General features: G+C 41.2%; 17 protein-coding genes. 11 read left to right on the forward strand and 6 right to left on the reverse strand.

What is annotated here, in order from left to right; all coding sequences use genetic code 11:
- The first annotated feature begins 202 nt into the window (after positions 1–202).
- On the forward strand, positions 203–1,396 hold the full coding sequence (locus tag IEY03_RS08050) for a serine hydrolase domain-containing protein (RefSeq protein ID WP_188840844.1): 1,194 nt from the start codon (positions 203–205) through the stop codon (positions 1,394–1,396).
- A 338-nt stretch (positions 1,397–1,734) separates the two neighbouring features.
- Here IEY03_RS08050 and IEY03_RS08055 read toward each other — a convergent pair whose 3' ends face one another.
- Together IEY03_RS08055 and trxC are read right to left on the reverse strand one after the other, a co-directional pair.
- Positions 1,735–2,469: a Clp protease/crotonase-like domain-containing protein gene (locus IEY03_RS08055; protein ID WP_188840845.1), complete on the reverse strand. Its 735-nt coding sequence runs from the start codon at positions 2,467–2,469 to the stop codon at positions 1,735–1,737.
- Between the two features lie 230 nt (positions 2,470–2,699).
- A complete protein-coding gene (trxC, locus tag IEY03_RS08060; RefSeq protein ID WP_188840846.1) occupies positions 2,700–3,122 on the reverse strand; it encodes a thioredoxin TrxC in 423 nt (140 codons plus the stop codon).
- Positions 3,123–3,400: 278 nt separating this feature from the next.
- Here trxC and IEY03_RS08065 point away from each other — a divergent pair, with 278 nt between their 5' ends.
- Positions 3,401–4,612, forward strand: coding sequence for a porin (locus IEY03_RS08065; protein WP_188840847.1), 1,212 nt, complete (start codon positions 3,401–3,403; stop codon positions 4,610–4,612).
- 110 nt (positions 4,613–4,722) lie between these two features.
- Here IEY03_RS08065 and IEY03_RS08070 read toward each other — a convergent pair whose 3' ends face one another.
- Both IEY03_RS08070 and IEY03_RS08075 read right to left on the reverse strand, forming a co-directional pair.
- Complete coding sequence (locus tag IEY03_RS08070) at positions 4,723–5,148, reverse strand: CBS domain-containing protein (RefSeq protein WP_188840848.1); 426 nt, start codon at positions 5,146–5,148, stop codon at positions 4,723–4,725.
- Positions 5,149–5,660: 512 nt separating this feature from the next.
- Complete coding sequence (locus IEY03_RS08075; protein WP_188840849.1) at positions 5,661–6,020, reverse strand: DoxX family protein; 360 nt, start codon at positions 6,018–6,020, stop codon at positions 5,661–5,663.
- A 146-nt stretch (positions 6,021–6,166) separates the two neighbouring features.
- On the opposite strand from IEY03_RS08075, the gene IEY03_RS08080 reads away from it, so the two are divergent.
- The 8 genes from IEY03_RS08080 to IEY03_RS08115 all read left to right on the forward strand — a co-directional run bounded on the left by IEY03_RS08080 (position 6,167) and on the right by IEY03_RS08115 (position 15,671).
- Entirely contained in the window at positions 6,167–7,066 is a 900-nt protein-coding gene (locus tag IEY03_RS08080) for a LysR family transcriptional regulator (RefSeq protein ID WP_188840850.1), read from the forward strand.
- 65 nt (positions 7,067–7,131) lie between these two features.
- Entirely contained in the window at positions 7,132–8,028 is an 897-nt protein-coding gene (locus tag IEY03_RS08085) for a CLCA_X family protein (RefSeq protein ID WP_346055218.1), read from the forward strand.
- A gap of 392 nt (positions 8,029–8,420) precedes the next feature.
- Positions 8,421–9,323: a nuclease-related domain-containing protein gene (locus tag IEY03_RS08090; RefSeq protein WP_188840851.1), complete on the forward strand. Its 903-nt coding sequence runs from the start codon at positions 8,421–8,423 to the stop codon at positions 9,321–9,323.
- Positions 9,324–9,420: 97 nt separating this feature from the next.
- The gene (locus tag IEY03_RS08095) at positions 9,421–11,112 is read left to right on the forward strand and encodes an anti-phage dCTP deaminase (protein WP_268238991.1); all 1,692 of its coding nucleotides are present in this window, start codon (positions 9,421–9,423) and stop codon (positions 11,110–11,112) included.
- A 317-nt stretch (positions 11,113–11,429) separates the two neighbouring features.
- The gene (locus IEY03_RS08100) at positions 11,430–12,122 is read left to right on the forward strand and encodes a transposase (protein ID WP_188840853.1); all 693 of its coding nucleotides are present in this window, start codon (positions 11,430–11,432) and stop codon (positions 12,120–12,122) included.
- 265 nt (positions 12,123–12,387) lie between these two features.
- Positions 12,388–13,191 carry a DUF5694 domain-containing protein gene (locus tag IEY03_RS08105; RefSeq protein ID WP_188840854.1) on the forward strand — a complete coding sequence of 268 codons (804 nt, stop codon included), beginning with the start codon at positions 12,388–12,390 and terminating at the stop codon, positions 13,189–13,191.
- A 764-nt stretch (positions 13,192–13,955) separates the two neighbouring features.
- Positions 13,956–15,047, forward strand: coding sequence for a M35 family metalloendopeptidase (locus IEY03_RS08110; RefSeq protein WP_188840855.1), 1,092 nt, complete (start codon positions 13,956–13,958; stop codon positions 15,045–15,047).
- A 93-nt stretch (positions 15,048–15,140) separates the two neighbouring features.
- Positions 15,141–15,671: a hypothetical protein gene (locus IEY03_RS08115; RefSeq protein WP_188840856.1), complete on the forward strand. Its 531-nt coding sequence runs from the start codon at positions 15,141–15,143 to the stop codon at positions 15,669–15,671.
- Between the two features lie 61 nt (positions 15,672–15,732).
- On the opposite strand, the gene IEY03_RS08120 is transcribed toward IEY03_RS08115, so the two are convergent.
- Entirely contained in the window at positions 15,733–17,181 is a 1,449-nt protein-coding gene (locus IEY03_RS08120; protein ID WP_188840857.1) for a peptide MFS transporter, read from the reverse strand.
- A 304-nt stretch (positions 17,182–17,485) separates the two neighbouring features.
- Between IEY03_RS08120 and IEY03_RS08125 the strand changes: the two genes are divergently transcribed.
- Positions 17,486–18,634, forward strand: a complete 1,149-nt coding sequence (locus tag IEY03_RS08125) for a hypothetical protein (RefSeq protein WP_188840858.1) — start codon at positions 17,486–17,488, stop codon at positions 18,632–18,634.
- Positions 18,635–19,404: 770 nt separating this feature from the next.
- Here IEY03_RS08125 and gcvP read toward each other — a convergent pair.
- Positions 19,405–22,293, reverse strand: coding sequence for an aminomethyl-transferring glycine dehydrogenase (gcvP, locus tag IEY03_RS08130; protein ID WP_188840859.1), 2,889 nt, complete (start codon positions 22,291–22,293; stop codon positions 19,405–19,407).
- Between the last annotated feature and the right edge of the window lie 16 nt (positions 22,294–22,309).

Raw genomic sequence — 22,309 nt, forward strand, 5'->3', positions numbered from 1 at the left:
AGTACAACTCATTTTCTGCAAGGCGTTGAGTTTGGAGTGGCGTTAGCCGCAGAGCAGTCTGCAACCATCGAATCTCTCATTCGTCTTGCCCTGTTGTCAGAGAAATAATCTTGTTGCCCACAGATATATCAATCAATTGATTTATCTTAGCGATAACGCTAGGTTACTTAACATACGTTAATTTACCCTTTGGATAACCCAGATGTCGATTAGGTTTAAGTACATCAAAGCTGCCGCTCTTGGCATAGTCATCATTCTTTCCCTGATCGTTGCATTTAATTGGCAAACCCTTAATCGTTTGCACAGCGTAATCACCTTGTTTGATAAAGCATTAATCGTGAATAACTTTTCTCACATGAAAGAGGTGTTTTTTAACTCTAAAATTGAACAACAAGGTACGCCTTATGTGTTTAAAAGTCGCTTACAGCCATTACCGGAGTCATTCACTTACCGCAATAAATCGACCAATACCGACTCCTTTTTAACCCGCCGTTCCACCACAGCTTTGTTAGTGCTAAAAGATGATCAAATTAGCTATGAACAATACTTTTTAGGCACCCATAGCGATGACAAACGCATATCTTGGTCAATGGCAAAATCCTTTGTGTCAATCTTGTTTGGTATGCAGGTCGATGCTGGCAAAATTGATATTGAACAAACCGTCGATTTTTACCTGCCAGAACTGGCTCACTCGGGTTATGCCAATGTAAAAGTAAAGCACGTTTTGCAAATGTCGTCGGGCGTGAAGTGGAATGAAGACTATCAAGACTTTTATTCTGATATCAATAAAATGGGACGCATTTTAGCTATTGGCGGCTCGTTAGATCACATGACCAGCGAGCTGGTCAACGAGTCAGCACCAGGCAAAACGTTTCATTATGTCAGTATGGATACCCATGTTATTGGCATGATAGTAAGGCGCGTGTCAGGCAAGTCATTAATCGAGCTATTACAACAAAACCTCTGGGGACAGCTAGGCATGGAAGACGATGCTTATTGGCTTACCGACTCACAAGGTGTGGCTTTCGCATTAGGTGGATTAAACATGACCACCCGCGACTATGCTCGTTTTGGTCGTTTATTGCTAAATAACGGTGCCTATAATGGCCAACAAATTGTCTCCGCGCAGTGGATAAAAGCCGCTACTACCCCACAAGCAGATTACCTACAACCCCAAGCTGACAAACTGGGCTATGGCTACCAAATTTGGTTACCACCCGAAGCTGAAGCGGGAGAGTTTTTTTGTGTTGGGGTATACGGGCAATATATTTACATCAATCAAAAACACCAAGTCGTGATTGTGAAAAACAGTGCCGATTTAGGCTTTCAAGATGGGTTAATTTCAAAACACGAAACCATCGCATTTTTCCGAGAAATCGTAGCGTCGTTGAAATAGTGCATGAGTTCAGTTAGCTTAGCCCGTCCGATACGTTGAGTTCTTGAGAATGGCCAATTATTGTAATAACTGTAATAAATGCAGGTTATGTGACGGTCTTTGGGGTTGCTAATATCAGGGTGAATCGATACTTCGGGTTACCTTTAGCGATAAAAGCATCTTTCTCAAGGCAAGTTGATAGGGCTAGCTAGCATTAAGTGAATAATGCCAAGCTATCAAAGTCGAAATCTACTCAGAAATACAAAGACGATAAATGTAAGCTTACAAACGATATTAACAACCGAAAGTAAAATATTAGGTGAGGTCTGGATATACCCTCACTTAATTTATAACTAAGCTCAGTTATTCAGCAATCTTTTATCATGTTGGATGAGCAACATGTCTAATACATCAGGTGATAAGCTAAAAATTTGCACCACATACTCACCAGAACTTGAAGTTGTTGCTTGCTCACCTTCAAAAGTAATATTTAACCCCAACTGCTTTAAGGTTTGCAGATCATAACTAAACAATGGGGCATCTCTTTTATTCACAAGCTCAGGCATCATACCTAACACAGTCACAGTCTGATTCACCTTGATCAGCTTAAAGAAATCCTCCTCAGCTTGACGCCAGTTAGTTATATACTCAACTTGTTTTGCATCTAACTTAACTTCAGATCGTTGCTTTTCTGATAACATTAAAGATTGGTAAAAGGGTTGCAAGGCACCACCGTGCCAACCTAGTAATCCACCGCTTTTAACGATGACATCATCACTTGCTGTCACTACGTAGTTTGCACAAGATGATGCACATACTTTATCAACCACAACTTTCAATTTGTACTGATAGACAAGCCCACCAAATCGAAGGCCAGCAAAAACATCTCCGCCACCACTATTGATGATCAATGAATCTATTCTTGTGGGAGCATTGGCAATCAGCTTTTCAAATAAAGTAACATTTTCAGGGTTAATCTCGCCGCTATAACGAATACTAGAAGGCGATAAGGGATCAATAACCACACTAAAAGGTTGGGGCTGAACTGCACAACCAGATAAGGTTAACAGTAACGTGACAAGTAGGTAGCGCATTCATATTCCATCATGATGATTAGTTCGAGATAAATTATCATAAACACCTAATTTTACAATACAAATTAATTTACTCTGTAAAAATAAATGACTCGAAACGCTTGGGTTTTATAGATGTTTTACAATCAAAATTCAGCAGTACTTAGCTCATTGATAAAAAGCGCGATTCATTATCACCTTTTTATTCACTCAAAACTGACCTATCTGATTAAAGCCTTTCCATATGAAGCCTATCGTAACGATTCAAGCCATTGGTTAAATGATGAGGCAGGCATAGCGCCCGATTGTTGCGCAATCACTTTACCTTGCTTAAATACCATTAAGGTTGGAATAGAGCGGATATTAAATTGCGCCGCTAATGTCTGTTGCTCTTCTGTATTGAGCTTACCGAAACGGAATCTAGGCTCCCACTTTGCAGCGGCCTGACTAAACACAGGCGCAAAGCTTTTACACGGCCCGCACCAGCTAGCCCAAAAATCAACAACAAGCGGAATTTCAGACTTATTAGCGTGGTAGCTAAAGTTTTCAGCGGTTAGTGTTATCGCTTCACCAGTAAAAAGGCGTTGTTTACACTTACCACAAGTCGGTTGTTGCTCAAGTCGTTCTTGCGGCACACGATTTAAAGTATCGCAATGGGGGCAAGCTATTATCATTTTTACTCCACGTCACTTATCTATAAAAAACGCCCAAATCTCAAAAATCATGTTACCACAATGTGTCATTTGTTCATTATCTGTTTTAGTCGTGTGTTTTTAGCATTTAACTCTGTATGCCATCCGTTAAATAGTTAAAAAAATTGATGTTAATCACCTGTTATAGCGTTTTTGTCTTTGAGGGATTGATATTCTTTTGCTAATCTCAAATGCAACTCAAGTAGGCATAGAATAATGAGATGCAGCTTGCAGACTCAATCAAATAAGGTTAATACCACATGAAAAAGACACTCATAGCCACCACGCTTTCAGCACTATTTATTGCCCCTACAGTATCGGCAATTGAAATTTACAAAGATGATAAAAACGCGGTAGAAATTGGCGGTTTTGTTGATGCGCGTATCATTAATACTCAAGGTGAAACAGAAGTAGTAAATGGCGCTTCACGGATTAACTTTGGTTTTAATCGTGAGCTTACCGATGGCTGGAAGGCGTTTACTAAATTAGAGTGGGGTGTTAACCCTGTTGGTAACAGCGATATCGTTTATAACAACCGCTTTGAGTCAGTGCAAGATGAGTTCTTTTATAACCGCTTAGGTTATGTTGGACTTGAACATGACACCTATGGCTCATTAACCATAGGTAAGCAATGGGGTGCTTGGTACGATGTGGTTTATAACACCAACTACGGTTTTGTTTGGGATGGTAATGCCGCTGGCGTATATACCTATAACAAAGACGATGGTGCCGTGAACGGTGTGGGTCGTGGTGATAAAACCGTTCAGTACCGTAATAGCATTGGTGATGTCAGTTTTGCCATTCAAACCCAACTTAAAAATAGCAGTTTTTATACCTGCGATACGACTGAAGAAATTAGCCAAGCTGATTGCGAAGATCAATTTTTAGGTGGTGCTAAAGAAGCGCAACAAGTTGAATTTAATTACACCTATGGCGGCTCGGTAACTTATAACGCCACTGACAAATTAACCTTTACCGCGGGTGTAAACCGAGGTGAGTTTGATGTGACCTTTGGTAATGGTGAGCAAACAACGGCTATTGATCTTATTTATGGTGCCGGTGTCACTTGGGGTAATTTTGAAAATGAAGGCTTCTATGCTGCAGCCAACGTTAACAAGCAAGAAAATCACGACACAGATAACATAGGCCGCTTAATCAAAGAAGCCTATGGTATTGAATCATTGTTCTCATACAAGTTTGAAAACGGTCTACGTCCATTTGTGTCTTATAACATGCTAGACGCCGGTGATGACTACGTGATTCAGCCAAACTTTAACGCAGATCCAAACGATGTATTTAAACGTCAATTTGTTGTAGTCGGTTTGCACTATGTATGGGATAGCAACACGGTTTTGTATGTTGAAGGCCGTAAAGACTTCAGCGACTTTACAAGTGACAATAAAGAGCAAGAAGCAAGAATGTCGATTTCTGAAGAAGATGGTATCGCTATTGGTATTCGCTACACCTTGTAATCGCTTTAACCCAAGTTGCGGTTAATGACTAAAAAGCCCGAAGTGATCACTTTGGGCTTTTTTGTTGTGCGATGCACCGGATAAGTCTTGGGTCTGTTGACCTTTTAAGATTATTTTTGAATAAGCAACAAGCGCTGGCAAAGTTTAACAAAATCAGATGAAGTAACCACGCCAAGTACCTTGTTATTATCATCCACCACAGGTAAGCAACCCAGCTTATTATCAATAAAATACTGCACCACAACCGTAAGCGGCTCATCTAAGCCTAACTTTTGCGCCTGGGTTTCCATCACATCTGCGATAGGCGTGTAACGCTCTTTTCTATCTAATGCCCCTTGGCCATATTTATTCAGCATAGTTAACACACTGGCGATCATTTTTTTATGCGTCAATAAACCGATAAACTCTCCGGTCGTTTCAGAAATCACTGGCAAATGGCGTACATTACGACTTTGCATCAATTGATGGGCATCTTTCAAGCTGGCCTCATCACTTATACAAACAGGATTTGGGGTCATGATATCGCACACTTTCATGGTATTACTCCTTATACCTAACGATGATTAAAGGTTAGTCAAAATAGAAATGAATAGCGAGTAACAAGTGACTATAGTGATTAATGGATCTCACTTTTAAATAGCTTGCTTTTGACTAAAATTGCCACGTCAGCCACATTCTCTTCTCTGGTGTCGCTGAGGTAATACGCCAACATCAGAAAATGTTCAGGCTCAACGTCATTGCTGGGTAGGGTTAAGAATCTTGCCTAAACTCCGCTTCAATATTGCAAAACAACCGAGCCAAGTTCAACGACCCACACGGCAAGGGTGAGATAGGCAACACAAAGCTAGGCCACCAATATAAACCAGCCTGTGTTAGGGCTGCTCAATGGACTCATTGAGCAGGAACCGTTTATACATCACCAGTCACGAGAGTGTGGTTAAGCAGCTGATGCCAAAGTCCACCTAGGGTTGCTAAACAACCTCGACCATTGAGAATAAACGCAATGGAGAATAGCCCAGTTACCATCAACCTATGTGTTTAATTGACCTCAGCTGAGTTCTAGTTGCGCTTTGCGGGAGCTAACAATATTAAGCAGTAATAAACTGAGTATCACGGCAGGAACAGCATGGGTTACCGCATCAAACACAAGATGAAAATAAATAGCACCAAGCATAATAGTAATTAACCCTGAACAAGCATAAAGACTTAATTTGCGCATCCAAATACCTACCGCACCAGCAACCTCACAGGCCCCAATAAAATAACCAAACCAAACGGGTAATCCCATAACAGCAAACGACATATGCAGTTGCTCAACACCGGCTAACTTAGCCAAGCCCGCAGCTAAAAATGCCAAACTGGCCAACACTAAACTAAACCACATACCGATATTTCTTAGCTTACTCATATTTTATCTCCGCTTAATATTCACCAATTTAACGAGTGGCATGCCACTGTTCCACTAAGAGATAAATATTAACCACCCAACATGATAAAAAATATTGAATAGATGTTAATATCTTATAAATTTTTAATTTACATCAAAGGCATCAGATGAAACTTGAACAACTGAGTATGTTTAAAGCCGTCGCGGAATTAGGCTCGTTGCGTCAAGCCAGTGAATTAATGCATAAAACTCAACCCGCCATCAGCCAAGGTATACGACAACTAGAATCGATATTAGCGGTGAATTTATTTAATCGCTCCGGTTATCGGCTAGCATTAACGACTGAAGGAAAGGTGCTGTACCAACATGCACTACGTGTTTTAGATGAAGCCAATGCATTACGAGAAATGGCGAGGCATATTCATTCAGGCAATGAAACCAGCGTCACTTTAGCCACAGAAGCCTCATTCGATTTAAAAAGTATTATTCCGTTACTGACTAAGGTACAAAATCAATTTCCTGATACAAAAATCGTCCTAAAACAAGAACACCTAACAGGGGCTTTTGAGGCACTAATGCAACAAGAAGCTACTCTGTGTATTTCACCCATTAATGATGAGTTTTTTCAAGATTCCAACGTCGAGTTGCACTTGTTAAATTCAGGTCGTTTAGTCACCGTCGCCTCGCCTGTAATGCTAGCACGGCATCCTAATTTGCAATTTAAGGCACAACTGACCAACGAATATCAGATTGTGCTTCAAGACTCAGGTAAAGGCTCATCAAATAAAAGTTGGGGCATCCAACAAGGCCAACGCTGTTGGTATGTGAGTGACTTTGCCACCAAAAAAATGTTAATAGAAAGTGGTATGGGATGGGGAAGTATGCCTTACCATCAAATACAAAAAAGCATAACCAACAATGAATTAGTTGTGCTTAATTTGGCCGACAGCGAAAGTGTGATGAATTTTAATTACTACATTATTAAAAATAAACAGCAACTGTTAGGACCCGTAGCCCAAAGCCTATGGCAACACTTCAAAGCCTATACAGCTCACCCTTTAAGTTAAATTTGCTCTAACGGAGTAATTAATACGTATATTGTTCAGTTTTTTTGGTTGTATCAGAGGTACATTTGGCTACACGGCATTCATTATTGCATCACCAACGTCATTTTGAACGTATCGGCCCTGATTACCGTCATGGTGAGTCGGTGAGCTTTTTAGATATTAAGCATACCTTTGGCTTACAGCATATTCGCGTCGGCAAATGGGTTAATCGCACCGAATCGGCCTTAGCCGCAAATTTGATATTTGATGCATTGGCAGACTTAGCCAATATTTTACGTGTGCCACCTGAATTAATTGGCCTTCGTGGTAGCTTACGTTTTGCGTTTGGTCATGGTGGGCAAAAAGGCGTACAGGCGCATTACTCACCGGCCTACCGTGAATTAGCGTTAGCCAAAAACGCAGGAGCAGGCGCACTAGCCCATGAGTTTTGGCATGCGTTTGACCATTACATTGCCGATAAAATGTATCAAAACGACAGCCTACTAAATCCATATCATAATACTGACAAGGTGTTATTTAACCCGCAAATTACACAGCCTAGCGATGCATATCACCTTAACCCTTATGCCTGCGCCAGTGACCATTGGTTAGCCGATAAACAGCTCATCAACCATCCACTTAATCAGCAATTGTCGAAGTTGTTTGAGGTAACTTTACTAAGCAACAATAGCCAAAACCCCAGTGATTATGTGCGCCGCGCCATTGCACTTGATAAACAGCAACAAAGTTTATACTTTGCCAAACCCACTGAAATAATGGCGCGCGCCTTTGAATCCAGTATTGAAATGTACTCACAGACACATGCCGCTATAGCCAACCCATATCTGGTCAACAGCACCATTAATTCGCCCTTAGCAAAACTGGGCGCTTACCCTGACGCAAACCATTGCGCCGCCATTTACCAAGCCATCATGGCTTATTTTGAACCCTTAGGTAGAGCATTCGACAAACAAGGGCGATAATCCCCCATCACAATAATGTTAAGCGCATTTAACTGGCTAAAATAAGCAGTTCAACTGGATACACACTGATACAAGTCATTATTATGCAATGATATTTTTAGTCTAACTGTCACAAAAAACACAAATAGAGATTGAATAAAAGCGTTAAAATCGGTTATTGTCAGAGCACACAAGGAATGCAGGCTCAAATGCAGTCAAAGCGGTAAGTGATCAAATCAAAATCAGGGATGAAACCATAGCTACCACGCTATCGTTTACAAAAAGCCACAGCACAACGCTTAACGCCCTTCCCCCTTTGATTTTTTTGATGCATTTCCATTAAGCGTTTGGGAAATTGAGTCCGTTTTGAAAGTGACTACTCTCCCACTTATTTAGTCCGCTCAAGGAAGATAATGACAGAGCTATCAACCAGCATAATCGCAACGGCCATTTTAGTTTCAGGCATATTTCTGATCGCACTGATAATGCACTTACTGCTTAAATATCGTGACCACACGGTAAAGCTGCCAGTTGATCGTGAACAGCTATTACGCATCCCTGCATTTGGCTTACAGAATCAAATACAAGACTTGCAGATAGATTTAATCACGTGCATGACCATGGCAGTGATAGTAATCAGTTTTCCATTAGCGTATGAAAGTATTCAATCGCATATTTCAAACAGCACATTTCCATACGTATTCGCCACAGTATCTGTGCTTGGCTTAGTTTATTGCGGCTACAAAACATGGAAAACCTTTTCAAAGCTCACCAAATTACGTTTAGGTCATACCGCAGAAATCGCCACAGCAAATGAGTTAATCGGCTTACAAGCTTTGGGTTATCAAGTGTTTCACGACATTCAAGCCGACGGCTTTAACATCGACCATTTAGCCATAGGCAAAAATGGTGTATTCGCCATCGAAACAAAAGGCCGTCATAAACGACATAAAGACCATACTCAAAACAATCAAAATGGTGGCAAAGGTTACGAGCTTTTCTATAAAGACGGACGCTTATGCTTTCCATCGTGGACTGAAACCAAACCAATCGAACAAGCTACACGCCAAGCTAAATGGGTCAGCCAATGGCTCACTAAAGCCACAGGTGAGCCAGTATTTTCCAGTCCAGTATTAGTCTTCCCCGGCTGGTACGTTACCAGCCAAACAAAACCCCCGTTTCCGATCATAAACCATAAACAGCTGGTTAAAACCTTGCCCTCTGTTAGGACACAATTACTCAGTCAACAGCAGGTTGATGCGATCGTGTATCAAGTTGCGCAGCGGTGTTTGGGTAAGAGCGAGGTTGGGAAATGATGGTTATTGAACAGTTTTAATCACAAAAAAATTATTATTGTAACTTATAAGGATATATATTTTGAACAAAAAATAGACTAATTATCAGGAAGTTATTATTGGATTAGTTGCACCTATTGGTGTTGATTTAGATAAAGTTATAGAAAAATTAACAGAATCAATTAATAGATTCAATTTTATATCAGAAGTGGTACAAGTAAGTAATTTACCGAATTTATTAAATGGAAATACTGAAACCCTAACACGGAATGAGTTAGATAGCACAAGCATTTCAATGGGGAGCATTCGAGAACAGAATGCTAATAATATTTATTACCTAGAGATATTCTCATCCCTAGTAATTAAACATTTAAAAAACAATAGAGAAAAAAATAACAATTGCAAAGTTTATATACTTGACAGTCTAAAAAGACCTGAAGAGATTGAAAGATTAAAACAGATCTATGGTAAATGTTTTTATACCATAGGAGTAACCTCACCATATGAAGATCGATTAAAACAGAAAACAATTGAAACGGCTGACTCCGAACTAGCAAGAAAAATGGTCGATGAAGATTATGATAAACAAGCCAAAAAAAATAATAAATACGGAAATCAAACAAACAAAGCATTTCAGCTTTCTGATTTATTTTTAAACCTTAGTGAAGATAATAGTAAAATTGTATTTTCGTATTTAGAAAGATTTGTTGATTTGATTTTTGGCGCACCTATTGTTACACCAACACCCGATGAACATAGTATGTTTCTTGCCTATATGTCTTCACTTCGATCTGCTGACTTATCAAGACAAGTTGGTTCAGCAATAGCTAATGAACATAATGACATTATTGCAATGGGCTCGAATGATGTACCTAGATTTGGCGGTGGGCACTATTGGCCTGATATACCATATATAGCTTATGATCAAAACGGATCAGAAAAACCTGAACAGTTTAAAGATAAACGCGACTATACACTTGGTGGTGATAAAAATGCTGAGGAAAAAGATAAGATTATCAATGAAATTATTCAAAGCTTACAAGATAAAGTGCCAAATCTCGAAAGTGAGGAGTTATTTAAATTAATTGACTCAACAAGACTAGGCGATATTACTGAATTTGGTAGAGCGGTACATGCTGAAATGTCAGCACTAATGTCAGCAGCGAGAAATGGAATACCAGTAAATAAGGCAACAATGTATTGCACTACCTATCCTTGTCACAATTGTGCAAAACATATCGTTGCCTCGGGTATAGATAAAGTTTTTTATATTGAGCCATACCCTAAAAGCAAAGCGATTGAGCTACACAATGATAGTATTACAGATACTGAGACAACAAGTGACAATAAAGTTAAGTTCGTAGCATTCACTGGTATCGGGCCTAAAAGATATCAAGATTTATTTTCAATGAAACTAGGCGATGGTACACCGATAACACGTAAAAAAGACTCACAATCAATAATATTTAATAGACACAAAGACACACAATTAAGGGTTAAAGTAAATATATTAATCACTGAACTCAATGAAAATGAATACATAAACACTTTGGCTGATTTAATTATACCAGAAGTCTCAATCCCTGATGATAAAACTATTAAATCGACAATAAAGTTTTTCAATAAGAAAGATGAATACGGCTGTATAAATGCATTAACAGAACATGAGAATGATTATTTCTTTCGAGTTAAAAACTTACAGAATCAAAATGATGAGATATTAATATCAAATGATACTAAAGTTAGTTTTAAAGTTGTTAAAGGTAAAAAAGAAGGTGTTTTGTTCGCCGATGAAATAACATTCATTTAATAGGTTATTAGTACACTGATAAAAAAGCGACAAATGGTCGCTACACTTCAATGAAACCCACCACCATCATTGCGTCGCTGGTGAAGCGACTCTTTACATAAATAGCTCGGCGGCAGATGAACTGAAATAGCGTAACTGCCGAAAGTAAGACAAAAAAGCCGCTGCTTTTTGCCACGGAGTTGACTGTTGTCAATGAGTAGCAAAAAGTAGCGGCTGATGCCGTATTACTGAGGTTAAGCAATAAGTGGGGTCAGAGTAAACTTAAATTTCTTAGCTATACTCTCTAGTTCAAGTCACTTTGAACAAGGAAGTTGCTCATGCCAAGGTCCCCAAGAATTTGCCCCATCGGTATTCCTCAACACGTTATTCAACGAGGTAATAATCGCCACGTTTGCTTCACGTCTGAGCAAGACTTTAAAGCCTATGCTGGATGGCTAAAAGATTATTCACGTAAATTTCATGTTGAAATTCACGCGTGGGTATTTATGACAAATCATGTTCATTTGCTTTGTACTCCTCAAAAAGCCAATGCTGTTAGCCTTATGATGCAATCACTTGGTAGGCAATATGTCAGATATTTTAATTACACATACAAACGTACCGGAACACTTTGGGAAGGTCGTTTCAAATCTTGTTTAGTGCAAACCGAAGAATATTTAATCCAACTATATCGTTATATTGAACTCAACCCAGTAAGAGCGAATATGGTTAATGACCCTGCCGAATATGTCTGGTCGAGCTATCAAATCAACGCCCTAGGTAAAGCCTCTCAGCTTTGTACTCCACATCAAGTTTACCTTTCAATAAGCAACGACCCTCAAGCAAGGCAATCATCTTATCGTGCCCTATTTCAATATCAATTAGATTCAAAAATGATTAACGATATTCGTCAAGCAACCAATAAAGGCATGGTAATCGGCAGCGACACATTTAAAGACCAAATAGAAAAACTAACGGGGAAAACTATGCATCCAAAGAAAATGGGACGCCCTTTTAAGCTAATAGAATAAAGTTTACTCTGACCCCACTTATCTGACCCCACTTATCTTCTCATCGGGAAAATGAAGCAACCCATCATTCATATCGATTAGTCAGATGGTAATAGTCACTTACTACCACTTCTACTAAAAATTGGTCAATTCTACTCATACCTCTTGAACTATAAACTAGAAACTTGCATCCTCACCACATAATCTCATACAAAACAGAAGCTTAATATTTGGCATGGTTTTCGCTTATTGATGTTTAACTTCTAAAACTCATAAGGTTATTACAATGAAAAAAATATCCGCTTTAATCTTTCTAGCAACCACACTGTTAATAGGGGCTCAAACTGTTCATGCTGAAGAGCCGGCACAAATTATGTTGTTAGGTACTTTTCACTTTACTAACCCAGGTTTGGACACGGTAAAAACGTCAGTGCTGGATGTTACCTCTGCTGACAGTCAGCAGTATTTACAGACCTTCAGCCAAAAACTGGCGAAGGAATTTGCCCCGACAGATGTTTTGTTGGAGTGTCCTGTAAGCTTTCAGGGCAAGCTAAATGAGCAGTATCAGCAGTATTTAAAAGGCGAGTTTACACTGCCAGTGAATGAGAGTTATCAACTCGGATTCAGGGTTGCTAAAGCCGCAGGCGGTAGCGCCGTGCGCTGCTTCGACGAGCAGGAAATACATTGGAATGCCGAGCTGCTGTTTGAACAAATGCCAACAAAGGCACCAGCCATTCAAGCGGCTTTTGATACCTTGATTGCAGAGGTTACTGCCCAAAGTAACGAAATGCATCAGACATTGAGCCTGGCTGGCGTGTTGCGTGCGATGAATTCAGAACAACAATATCGGCTGAATCAATCCATTTACTTACTCAGCAATGAAGTGGGTGCTGGGGATAACTTTGCCGGCGCAGATGCTGCGGCAAGTTGGTGGCACAGAAACTTTCGCATGTATGCCAATATTCAACTAGCGGCCAGCCCAGGGAAACGAGTTTTGGTGATTGCTGGGCAAGGCCATATTGCTGTTATCAAAGATTTTCTGGCCAGTGACACTCAGCGCAAAGCAGTGTTTGTTGACAGCTTTTTCTAATATTCACGTGTTTTGCTCAACCAAGTTGCTATGTTTTGACCTGGTTGGGCAATGCTGCGGTTCTTTAGTTTGAATAAATGGCTAGAGTAATCCCTATCGGTATTCCTCAACATATCATTTAACGGGGTAATAATCGCCAAGCGTGCTTCACACCTATCAAGATTTTAAAGCCAATGCAGTTAGCCTGATGATGCAATCACTTGGTAGGCAATATGTCAGATATTTTAATTACCCATACAAACGTACCGGAACCCTTTGGGAAGGTCGTTTCAAGCCTTGCTTAGTTCAAACTAAAGACTACTTAATCCAACTATATCGTTATATTGAACTCAACCCAGTAAGAGCGAAGATGGTTAATGACCCTGCCGAATATATAGTCAAGCTATCGAATCAACGCCCTGGGTAAAACCTCCAGTTTTGTACTCCACATCAAATTTACCTGTCAATAAGCCAGAATTCTCAAGCAAGGCAATCATCTTACAGAGTCCTATTTCAACATCAATTAGATGCAAAAATGATTAGCGATATTCGTCAAGCAACCAATAAAGGCATGGTAATCGGTAGCGACACATTCAAAGCTCAAATAGAAAAACTAACGGGGAAAAGTATGCATCCAAAGAAAATGGGACGTCCTAAAAAGATAATAGAATGAATTTTACTCATCTGACCCCAATTATTTTAGTTGCTGTAAACGTTAAATTAGGCATAAACTCGAAACCGAAACAAAGTTGTAACATAAAAATAACATTGTAAGGACGACTTTAATGAACAAAACAAGCAAGCTATCAGCTCTGACCTTAGCATTGGCACTATGTAGCACAAGTGTGCTAGCCGATGGGATACGTGCAAGCTTAGAAATGAGTAAACAAGATTATCAAGCAAACGAAGATGTCATGGTTCGTGTGACATTGACTAACGATGAAAAAGTGCCCGTCAAAATTCTTAAATGGTATACCGCTGCTGATGGTGTTGAAGAATCACTATTTAAAGTGCTTGTTGACGGTGAAGAGCGTCACTATTTGGGCGCGCATTATAAGCGTCCAGCACCAAGTAAAAACGACTATATCAAGTTAAAGTCGGGTGAAAGCGTATCTTATAATGTCGAATTATCTTCTCTTTATGACATGTCTGAAACGGGTAACTACGATATCAGCTACAACGTCAGTTCAATGCAATTATTTGCCCCTAACCCTGGACAAGAAAAGAAGTTAGCGCGTTTAGGTATTGATGGCATTAACTCAAACAATGTTAATTTCTATCTTGAAGGTCGTGAATTCAAAGGCGGAGCCGGTAAAGGCAAGCCTGGTACAGGCGATGGTGGTGGCACAACACCGGGAGATGTTAGCTTCACCGGTCGCTGTAGCAACACGCAGCAAACTGATATTTTGGCAGGCTTAGCAGCTGCAAAATCTATGGCTGCAAATAGTAAATCTTACCTGCAAGGCACCAATGATAAAGCAGGTTCTGTGCGCTACAACACCTGGTTTGGTAACTACGATGCCAGCCGATGGAATACGGTAACCAGCAACTTTAGCAAAATCGATAGTAGCTTAAACAATGAAGCGCTAACGTTCGATTGTAGCTGTAAGAAAAGTTACTTTGCTTATGTCTATCCAACACAACCTTACAAAATTTACATGTGTAACGCATTTTGGACTGCACCAACAACGGGAACGGACTCAAAGGGCGGTACTATTGTTCATGAAGTCAGCCATTTCAACATTGTTGCGGGAACAGATGATGTAGTTTATGGCCAGGCTGGTGCTAAATCATTAGCCGTTAGTGATCCGGCTCAAGCAATTCAAAATGCCGACAGCCATGAATATTTTGCTGAAAACACGCCATTCCAAAACTAACAGGCTTTATTATTAGTTTTTCCAAAAAGGGCAGAGTTTCTCCGCCCTTTTTAACTATAATGAGCACACAGATCCAGTATCGATGACTTATTCATGTTCAGAGTAGCCCAGCCGTTTCAATTTCTTGCTTTGCTGGCACATATACTATTAGCCAGTATGTTGATTTTTAGCCAAAACGCTCAAGGACACAGTGACATGAACGAACAGGTTACATGTGAACTTACCACTACTCCCCAAAATGGACAGTTACAATTCTCAATGCGCAATTCTGGTACTAACAGCTGGCAATTTCTGAGCTGGAATACCCCCTTTGATGCTTGGTTTAGCCAGTTTATGACGATAACTAGAGCTGGGAAAAGCGTCCAATACCAAGGCGCCCTCGCCAAACGAGGCAAACCGCAAAGTGAAGATTTTATCCAGTTAAAACCAATGCAGACTTTAACCGTCGACTTAGATTTAACGCAAGCCTACATGTTGACGCCTGGCACATACCAAATCACCATTTCGCCTATCTTATTAGAAATGCTACCAACGAACTTACCTGACTTAAGCCCTACTGAACAGCATAGGGATAAAATTCAATGCAGCACACAGATGTTTGATATTAGCTATATAAATCAATAAATAAATAACAGCGGCAAGTGGCGTCAAAACTTGAGGGTTCCACTTCTCTACGCGCTTTGAGTTACACTTTTACCTTTACATACTTCTCCAGCGGTGAAATCAACAAATAAATCACCCCGGCAATGACCGACACACTCGCCACAATCGTAAATAACTCTTGCATCGGTAAGGTGCCAGTTTGTCCTGCTGCTAACCCTGCTATTAAATTACCCAGCGATGCCCCCATAAACCAAATACCCATCATCTGACTCACTAAATGCTTGGGTGATAATTTCGACACTGCGCTTAAACCAATAGGGCTTAAACACAGCTCACCAATAGTATGCAGATAGTAGGTCACTACTAACCACATAGGGCTGACTCCCGCTGAATTGACATCGCTAAAACTTGCGCCCCACGCGAGTACAAAAAAGCCTGAACCGAGTAACAGTAAACCCAAGCTAAACTTAACTAATACCGACGGAGTGCTATGCCCTAACCACAACCACAGTCCGCCCATGATCGGCGCCATGATAATAATAAACAGGGCGTTGACTGACTGCAGCCAACTGGCTGGCATTTGCCAATTGAATATTGAGAGGTCGGTATATTGCTTGGCAAACAGGTTCATTGAAGAGCCCGCTTGCTCAAACCCAGAATTAAAAATGGCGTAACCAATAAATAGTAAGAAGATAAGACCGATGCTTTTTTTCTGTGCCGTAGTTAAATGGCCAAACACTAACGCATAAATAAAGAAGCCAATGGCCATAGCAACAATAAGCACTCCTGTGACACTGGCAACGGCGCTTAAACTGAGATTAATCATTCCAGTACTTGCGGCAACGGTAACACCTACAATCAAGCTTATGATGGTGCCCGATATTTTAACAAACAGGCAGCTATCTTTTGCGTGTTGTTGTGGGTTAGTGGGCTGAAACGTACCAGCATCACCAAGTTCACCCATTTTGAATCTATATTGGATCAGTCCGCATACCATGCCAATGCCTGCTGCGCCAAAACCTAGATGCCAATCGATGTTTTCACCCAACATGCCACACACTAGCGGACCTAAAAAAGCCCCTAAGTTTATCCCCATGTAAAAGATTGAAAAGCCGGCGTCGCGTTTTGAGGTGTCGTTGTGATACAACTGGCCAACAATCGCACTGACATTGGGTTTTAATAATCCGGTGCCGATAATGATTAACCCCAGCCCAATAAAAAAGCCAATTTTGCCAGCAATTGCCATCGAAAAATGACCCAACGTAATGAATACGCCACCGTAAAACACCGCTTTTTGCTGACCAATTAAGCGGTCAGCAATCCAACCTCCAGGCAAGGCCAATAAATAAACCAACGCGGTATATAACCCATAAATAGCAGCGCTATCTTCGGTACTCATACCAAAGCCACCTTGCTCAGTGCTGGCGACCATAAACAACAGCAATAATCCACGCATGCCATAGAAGCTAAATCGCTCCCACATTTCGATAAAAAATAAGGTTGATAGCCCGCGAGGGTGTGATTTAAACATTAAGCTCTCCTGCTAACGTTACGAATAGAATGCAAATCGGATTCAAAACGAATGCAAATCGATGGGTTGCAATTATGTTAAGAGAGCAGCCGATGTTGACCAATCGTGCTAAAGCTAACGGATGGAAAAAATAGTTTCGCAAGTTTTACAAGTGACTTTAAATAAGCTTTACAGCTTGATTTACGTTGGTTTTTTAGCTTTATAGACGTTATGCTCAAGCATAAGTATTTTTATCGCTAGCTGGTGTAATCGAACAATAACAAGCGTCTTTACATTAACAAGGTAACTCAATTCAGTGATCCCAATGCCAAATTTAACAGCAATAACCTTTGCCTACCCGCATTGGTATTTAATCTCACAACTTTGTGTTTGTGGCATGGCGAGTATTATTTTTTGGATAACCTATAAATACCCGACCCCAGACATAGCGCCCCAAGATATCCCGCGGCGGGAGAAAGGCTTATTGTTTGTCGCCCTAGCTAGCCTCACTTGGGCTATTTGGCCTGCACTGGCGTTAATGTTTGACGACGTCAATGTGATGCGCATTTATACATCAACCTTAAATAGTGTGTTTTTATTACTCGCGGCAGCTTTTTTTGAATATGGCCCCAGACGGTTACGTTTGTTTCAACTGCATGAACGTTGGGTGTGGATGGTAATCTGCGGCGGCTTAGTCGTAGCTTCAGTCACCTCTAACATTGATAACCGTTATTGGAAATACATCCCAGATGTTATTTTATCTAGCCTAACATTAACTATTTTAGGCTGGGCAATTTGCGTCACTTTCTATCAACGTATCAGTAAACAAGCCGCACTTATTGCTGGTACCATTACCCTCTATGCTTTGTTTGCGCAAATGTTAGAAATCACCCATCTATTTACCAATGCACAGTGGCAACCCCCTAGCGAAGCAAGGTTAATAATTAGTTTAACTTCCAAAATATTGTTATTAATGGTGCTGCTGTTGGTTGCTATTAGTTGGTTACAAGAACAATGGCTCGCACAAGTCACTGAGAATAGTTTATCGCAATTGCCTAAAAATCAGATTGATATTCACATAACTGGACGGCGCGATCCAGACAACCAACGCCGTTGGTTGGTGAGCGTACAGCAACACTCATCGACAAAAGATGAACCTGTAATGCGCAGTTTAACCAGCGTGCCACATTTACTCTTGATTCAGTTTTCCCTGAGAAAACAACTCAATGCTCAAGTTGATGGCGGCATGATGAACACAGTTGAAGACAGTTTTTACCATGCAGATCTGAATAAAATTCATAAAATGCTTGGCTTGAATGTACCCACGATATTTAAAAACTTCGGTCGAAATGGCTGCTATGCCATTCGCAACAACATAAATGTGACCTTAAATGAACAGGAACTGGCCAAAGACCCTGATGTTTTAGGATTAATGAAAAAGGAGCAGCAAAAATTAGCTGCAGTTGCGAAATAACTGGATGTGTATCCTAAAAAAGATACACATTTACAAAAACGTAATCGAATTAAGATACAAAAAGCCACTTAATAACGACCTTTTTATGTTTAAACACTCGCTGAGATTAAGCAGCTAAATAGCGTAGCTGTCAAAAGTAAGGCAAAAAAGCCGCTGCTTTTTGCCACGGAGTTGACTGTTGTCAAACTCTTAACTTCGAGCCATGCAAAAAGTAGCGGCTGATGCCGTATTACTGAGGTTAAGCCTCCAACAAAAAAGCGAACCAATCGGTTCGCTTTTTCACTTTGATAAATAACTAAACTTCAATGGAGTTAGCTATCACGATAATTGCGTCGCTGGCGATGATAAGACAATGAAGTTTGAGGTTTTCGTAGCTGAGTTGACTAGTGTCAATGAGCACTGGAGCCGAGGTTCAACGCCGTAATAGCGAGCCTAAGCAGCCAAATAGCGTAACTGCCGAAAGTAAGACAAAAAAGCCGCTGCTTTTTGCCACGGAGTTGACTGTTGTAAAACTCTTAACTTAGAGCCATGCAAAAAGTAGCGGCTGATGCCATATTACTGAGGCTAAGCCTCCATAAAAAAAGCGAACCAATCGGTTCGCTTTTTCACTTTGATAAATAACTAAACTTCAATGGAGTCAGCTATCACCATAATTGCGTCGCTGGCGATGATAAGACAATGAAGTTTGAGGTTTTCGCCGCGGAGTTGACTAGTGTCAATGAGCAGCGAAAACCTTAAACTGAGGCCGTATTATCAAGACTAAGCAGCAATTATTCGTAATCAGATAATGGTGCGCAAGAACACATTAGATTTCTGTCACCATAAACATCATCAATACGGTTAACCGTTGGCCAGAACTTGTTGGCTTTAACTGATGCTGTTGGGAACACGGCCACTTCGCGGCTGTATGGGCGTGAGTCGAACTCAGCGTCCATAATGTCGGCCATGGTGTGTGGTGCATTGTGCAGTGGGTTGTTGTCTGCTGGCCACTCACCTGACTCAACTTTAGCAATCTCAGCGCGTATAGAGACCATAGCTTCAATGAAGCGATCTAACTCTACTTTTGACTCTGATTCAGTTGGCTCAATCATTAACGTTCCCGCAACTGGGAAGCTCATGGTTGGGGCGTGGAAACCGTAGTCGTTTAGACGCTTAGCTATGTCCATTTCAGTGACGCCTGACGCTTCTTTTAGCGGACGTAAATCTAAAATACATTCGTGGGCTACGCGGTCATTACGGCCTGTAAATAATACTGGGTAATGTGCAGATAGCTTTTTCATCACGTAGTTAGCGTTTAACAATGCCATTTGGGTTGATTGTGTCACACCTTTAGTACCTAACAACTTAATATACATCCAGCTGATAGGTAAAATGCTAGCACTGCCGTATGGCGCTGCTGACACGGCACCGTTGTTGTCGCTTTCACGGCCTGGCTTAACCACAACGTGACCGGCAACAAATGGCGCTAGGTGAGCTTTAACTCCGATTGGGCCCATACCTGGACCACCACCGCCGTGCGGGATAGCAAAGGTTTTGTGTAGGTTTAAATGTGATACGTCAGCACCGATAAAGCCTGGAGAAGTTAAACCAACCTGTGCGTTCATGTTGGCACCGTCTAGGTACACTTGACCACCGTACTGGTGAACAATTTCGCACACTTCGCGGATAGATTCTTCATACACACCATGGGTAGATGGGTAAGTGATCATGATGCACGATAGGCTGTCAGCAAGCTCGCTTGCTTTAGCACGTAAATCTTCTAGATCAACGTTACCTTCTTTATCACAGGCGGTTACCACCACTTTCATCCCGGCAAGTTGCGCCGATGCAGGGTTAGTACCGTGAGCAGATTGTGGAATCAAACAGATATCACGGTGCGCGTCGCCGCGAGACTCGTGGTACTTTTTAATGGCTAATAAGCCTGCGTACTCACCTTGTGCGCCCGAATTAGGCTGGATACATACGGCGTCGTAGCCGGTGATATTCACTAGGTAGTCTGATAACTCAGTAATTAACTGAGTGTAGCCTTGCGCTTGATCTAGCGGGCAGAATGGGTGCATGTTAGCAAATTCTGGCCAGCTGACTGGCAGCATTTCTACTGCAGCGTTTAACTTCATGGTGCACGAACCCAATGAGATCATTGAGTGGTTCAATGCTAAATCTTTATTTTCTAGACGCTTGATATAACGCATCATTTCAGTTTCGCTTTGGTAGCGATTGAATGTTGGATGGGTTAATACCGCGTCCTGACGCACAAGTGCTGCTGGAATAGATTGGCTACCGTTAGCGATAACTTGTGCATCAAGTGCAGCAACGTCTAAGCCATGGCCTGCGCCTAAAATCACATCAAATAATGCAGCAACATCAGCACGTACTGTGGTTTCATCTAAGCTGATACCAAATACGCCGTCTGCGTCGATACGCAGGTTAATACCAGCGGCTAGTGCGCGAGCATTAATGCCTGCTACGTCGGCACCCGCTACGCTGATGGTGTCAAACCAAGTGCTGTTAACTAGGTTTAAGCCTTTAGCTTGTATACCTGCAGCTAAGATATCAGCAAAACGATTAATACGTGATGCAATCGTTTTTAAGCCTTGTGGGCCGTGGAATACTGCGTAGAACGATGCCATGTTGGCCAGTAAGATTTGCGCAGTACAAATGTTTGAGTTGGCTTTTTCGCGGCGAATATGTTGCTCACGCGTTTGCATTGCCATACGCAGAGCTTGATTACCACGGGTGTCTTTTGACACACCAATGATACGACCTGGCATTGAACGTTTGTGTTCGTCACGGGCAACGAAAAACGCAGCGTGTGGTCCGCCGTATCCCATTGGTACGCCAAAACGCTGTGCACTACCAAATACCACGTCAGCGCCCATAGCGCCTGGTGATTTCAGTAACACTAATGACATGATGTCGGCAGCAACGGTAATGATGGCTTTGCTTTCACGTAAAGTGGCAAATAGCTCAGTGTAATCAGTAATTTGACCGTGACGGTTAGTGTATTGAAACAATGCACCAAATAGCTCGTAGTTTACTGCATCGCTTGCTGGGCCAACAACCACTTCAAATCCAAAACATTCAGCACGGGTTTTAACCACGTCTAATGTTTGTGGGAATACATCGTCGGCAACGAAGAAAGTGTTGGATTTTTTAGCTTTAGACACGCGCTTAGCCAGTGCCATGGCTTCTGCTGCTGCGGTGGCTTCATCTAGTAATGATGCTGAGGCTAAATCAAGACCCGTTAAGTCCATCGACATTTGTTGAAAGTTAAGAATAGCTTCTAAACGACCTTGGGCGATTTCTGGCTGGTAAGGCGTGTACGCTGTGTACCAACCTGGATTTTCAAACACATTACGCAAAATAACGTTGGGTACTTGTACGCCGTAGTAACCCATACCGATATAGTTTTTAAAGACTTTATTTTTATCGGCAATGTTACGGATGTAGCTGATACCTTCAGCTTCACCACATGAATCACCAATGGTTAATTCCTGTGGTAAACGAATTTTTCCCGGCACAGTTTGCGCGGTTAAATCTTCTAACGACTCTGCACCAACGAAGTTCAACATTTCTTGCTGTTGAGCGACATTCGGGCCAATGTGACGCGTTAAAAATAATTCGTGCTGTTCTAATTGTGTAAGCGTTTGCTTGGTCATGATTAACCTTGTTCCA

This window comes from Shewanella aestuarii (genome assembly GCF_014647215.1).
GTDB lineage: Bacteria > Pseudomonadota > Gammaproteobacteria > Enterobacterales > Shewanellaceae > Shewanella > Shewanella aestuarii.

Coding starts and splice junctions, on each gene's coding strand:
- IEY03_RS08090 (WP_188840851.1), top strand. CDS start 8,421: ATGACAGAGCTATCAACCAGCATAATCGCAACGGCCATTTTAGTTTCA.
- IEY03_RS08075 (WP_188840849.1), bottom strand. CDS start 6,020: ATGAGTAAGCTAAGAAATATCGGTATGTGGTTTAGTTTAGTGTTGGCC.
- IEY03_RS08110 (WP_188840855.1), top strand. CDS start 13,956: ATGAACAAAACAAGCAAGCTATCAGCTCTGACCTTAGCATTGGCACTA.
- IEY03_RS08055 (WP_188840845.1), bottom strand. CDS start 2,469: ATGCGCTACCTACTTGTCACGTTACTGTTAACCTTATCTGGTTGTGCA.
- IEY03_RS08070 (WP_188840848.1), bottom strand. CDS start 5,148: ATGAAAGTGTGCGATATCATGACCCCAAATCCTGTTTGTATAAGTGAT.
- IEY03_RS08125 (WP_188840858.1), top strand. CDS start 17,486: ATGCCAAATTTAACAGCAATAACCTTTGCCTACCCGCATTGGTATTTA.
- IEY03_RS08050 (WP_188840844.1), top strand. CDS start 203: ATGTCGATTAGGTTTAAGTACATCAAAGCTGCCGCTCTTGGCATAGTC.
- IEY03_RS08105 (WP_188840854.1), top strand. CDS start 12,388: ATGAAAAAAATATCCGCTTTAATCTTTCTAGCAACCACACTGTTAATA.
- IEY03_RS08115 (WP_188840856.1), top strand. CDS start 15,141: ATGTTCAGAGTAGCCCAGCCGTTTCAATTTCTTGCTTTGCTGGCACAT.
- trxC (WP_188840846.1), bottom strand. CDS start 3,122: ATGATAATAGCTTGCCCCCATTGCGATACTTTAAATCGTGTGCCGCAA.
- gcvP (WP_188840859.1), bottom strand. CDS start 22,293: ATGACCAAGCAAACGCTTACACAATTAGAACAGCACGAATTATTTTTA.
- IEY03_RS08120 (WP_188840857.1), bottom strand. CDS start 17,181: ATGTTTAAATCACACCCTCGCGGGCTATCAACCTTATTTTTTATCGAA.
- IEY03_RS08065 (WP_188840847.1), top strand. CDS start 3,401: ATGAAAAAGACACTCATAGCCACCACGCTTTCAGCACTATTTATTGCC.
- IEY03_RS08100 (WP_188840853.1), top strand. CDS start 11,430: ATGCCAAGGTCCCCAAGAATTTGCCCCATCGGTATTCCTCAACACGTT.
- IEY03_RS08080 (WP_188840850.1), top strand. CDS start 6,167: ATGAAACTTGAACAACTGAGTATGTTTAAAGCCGTCGCGGAATTAGGC.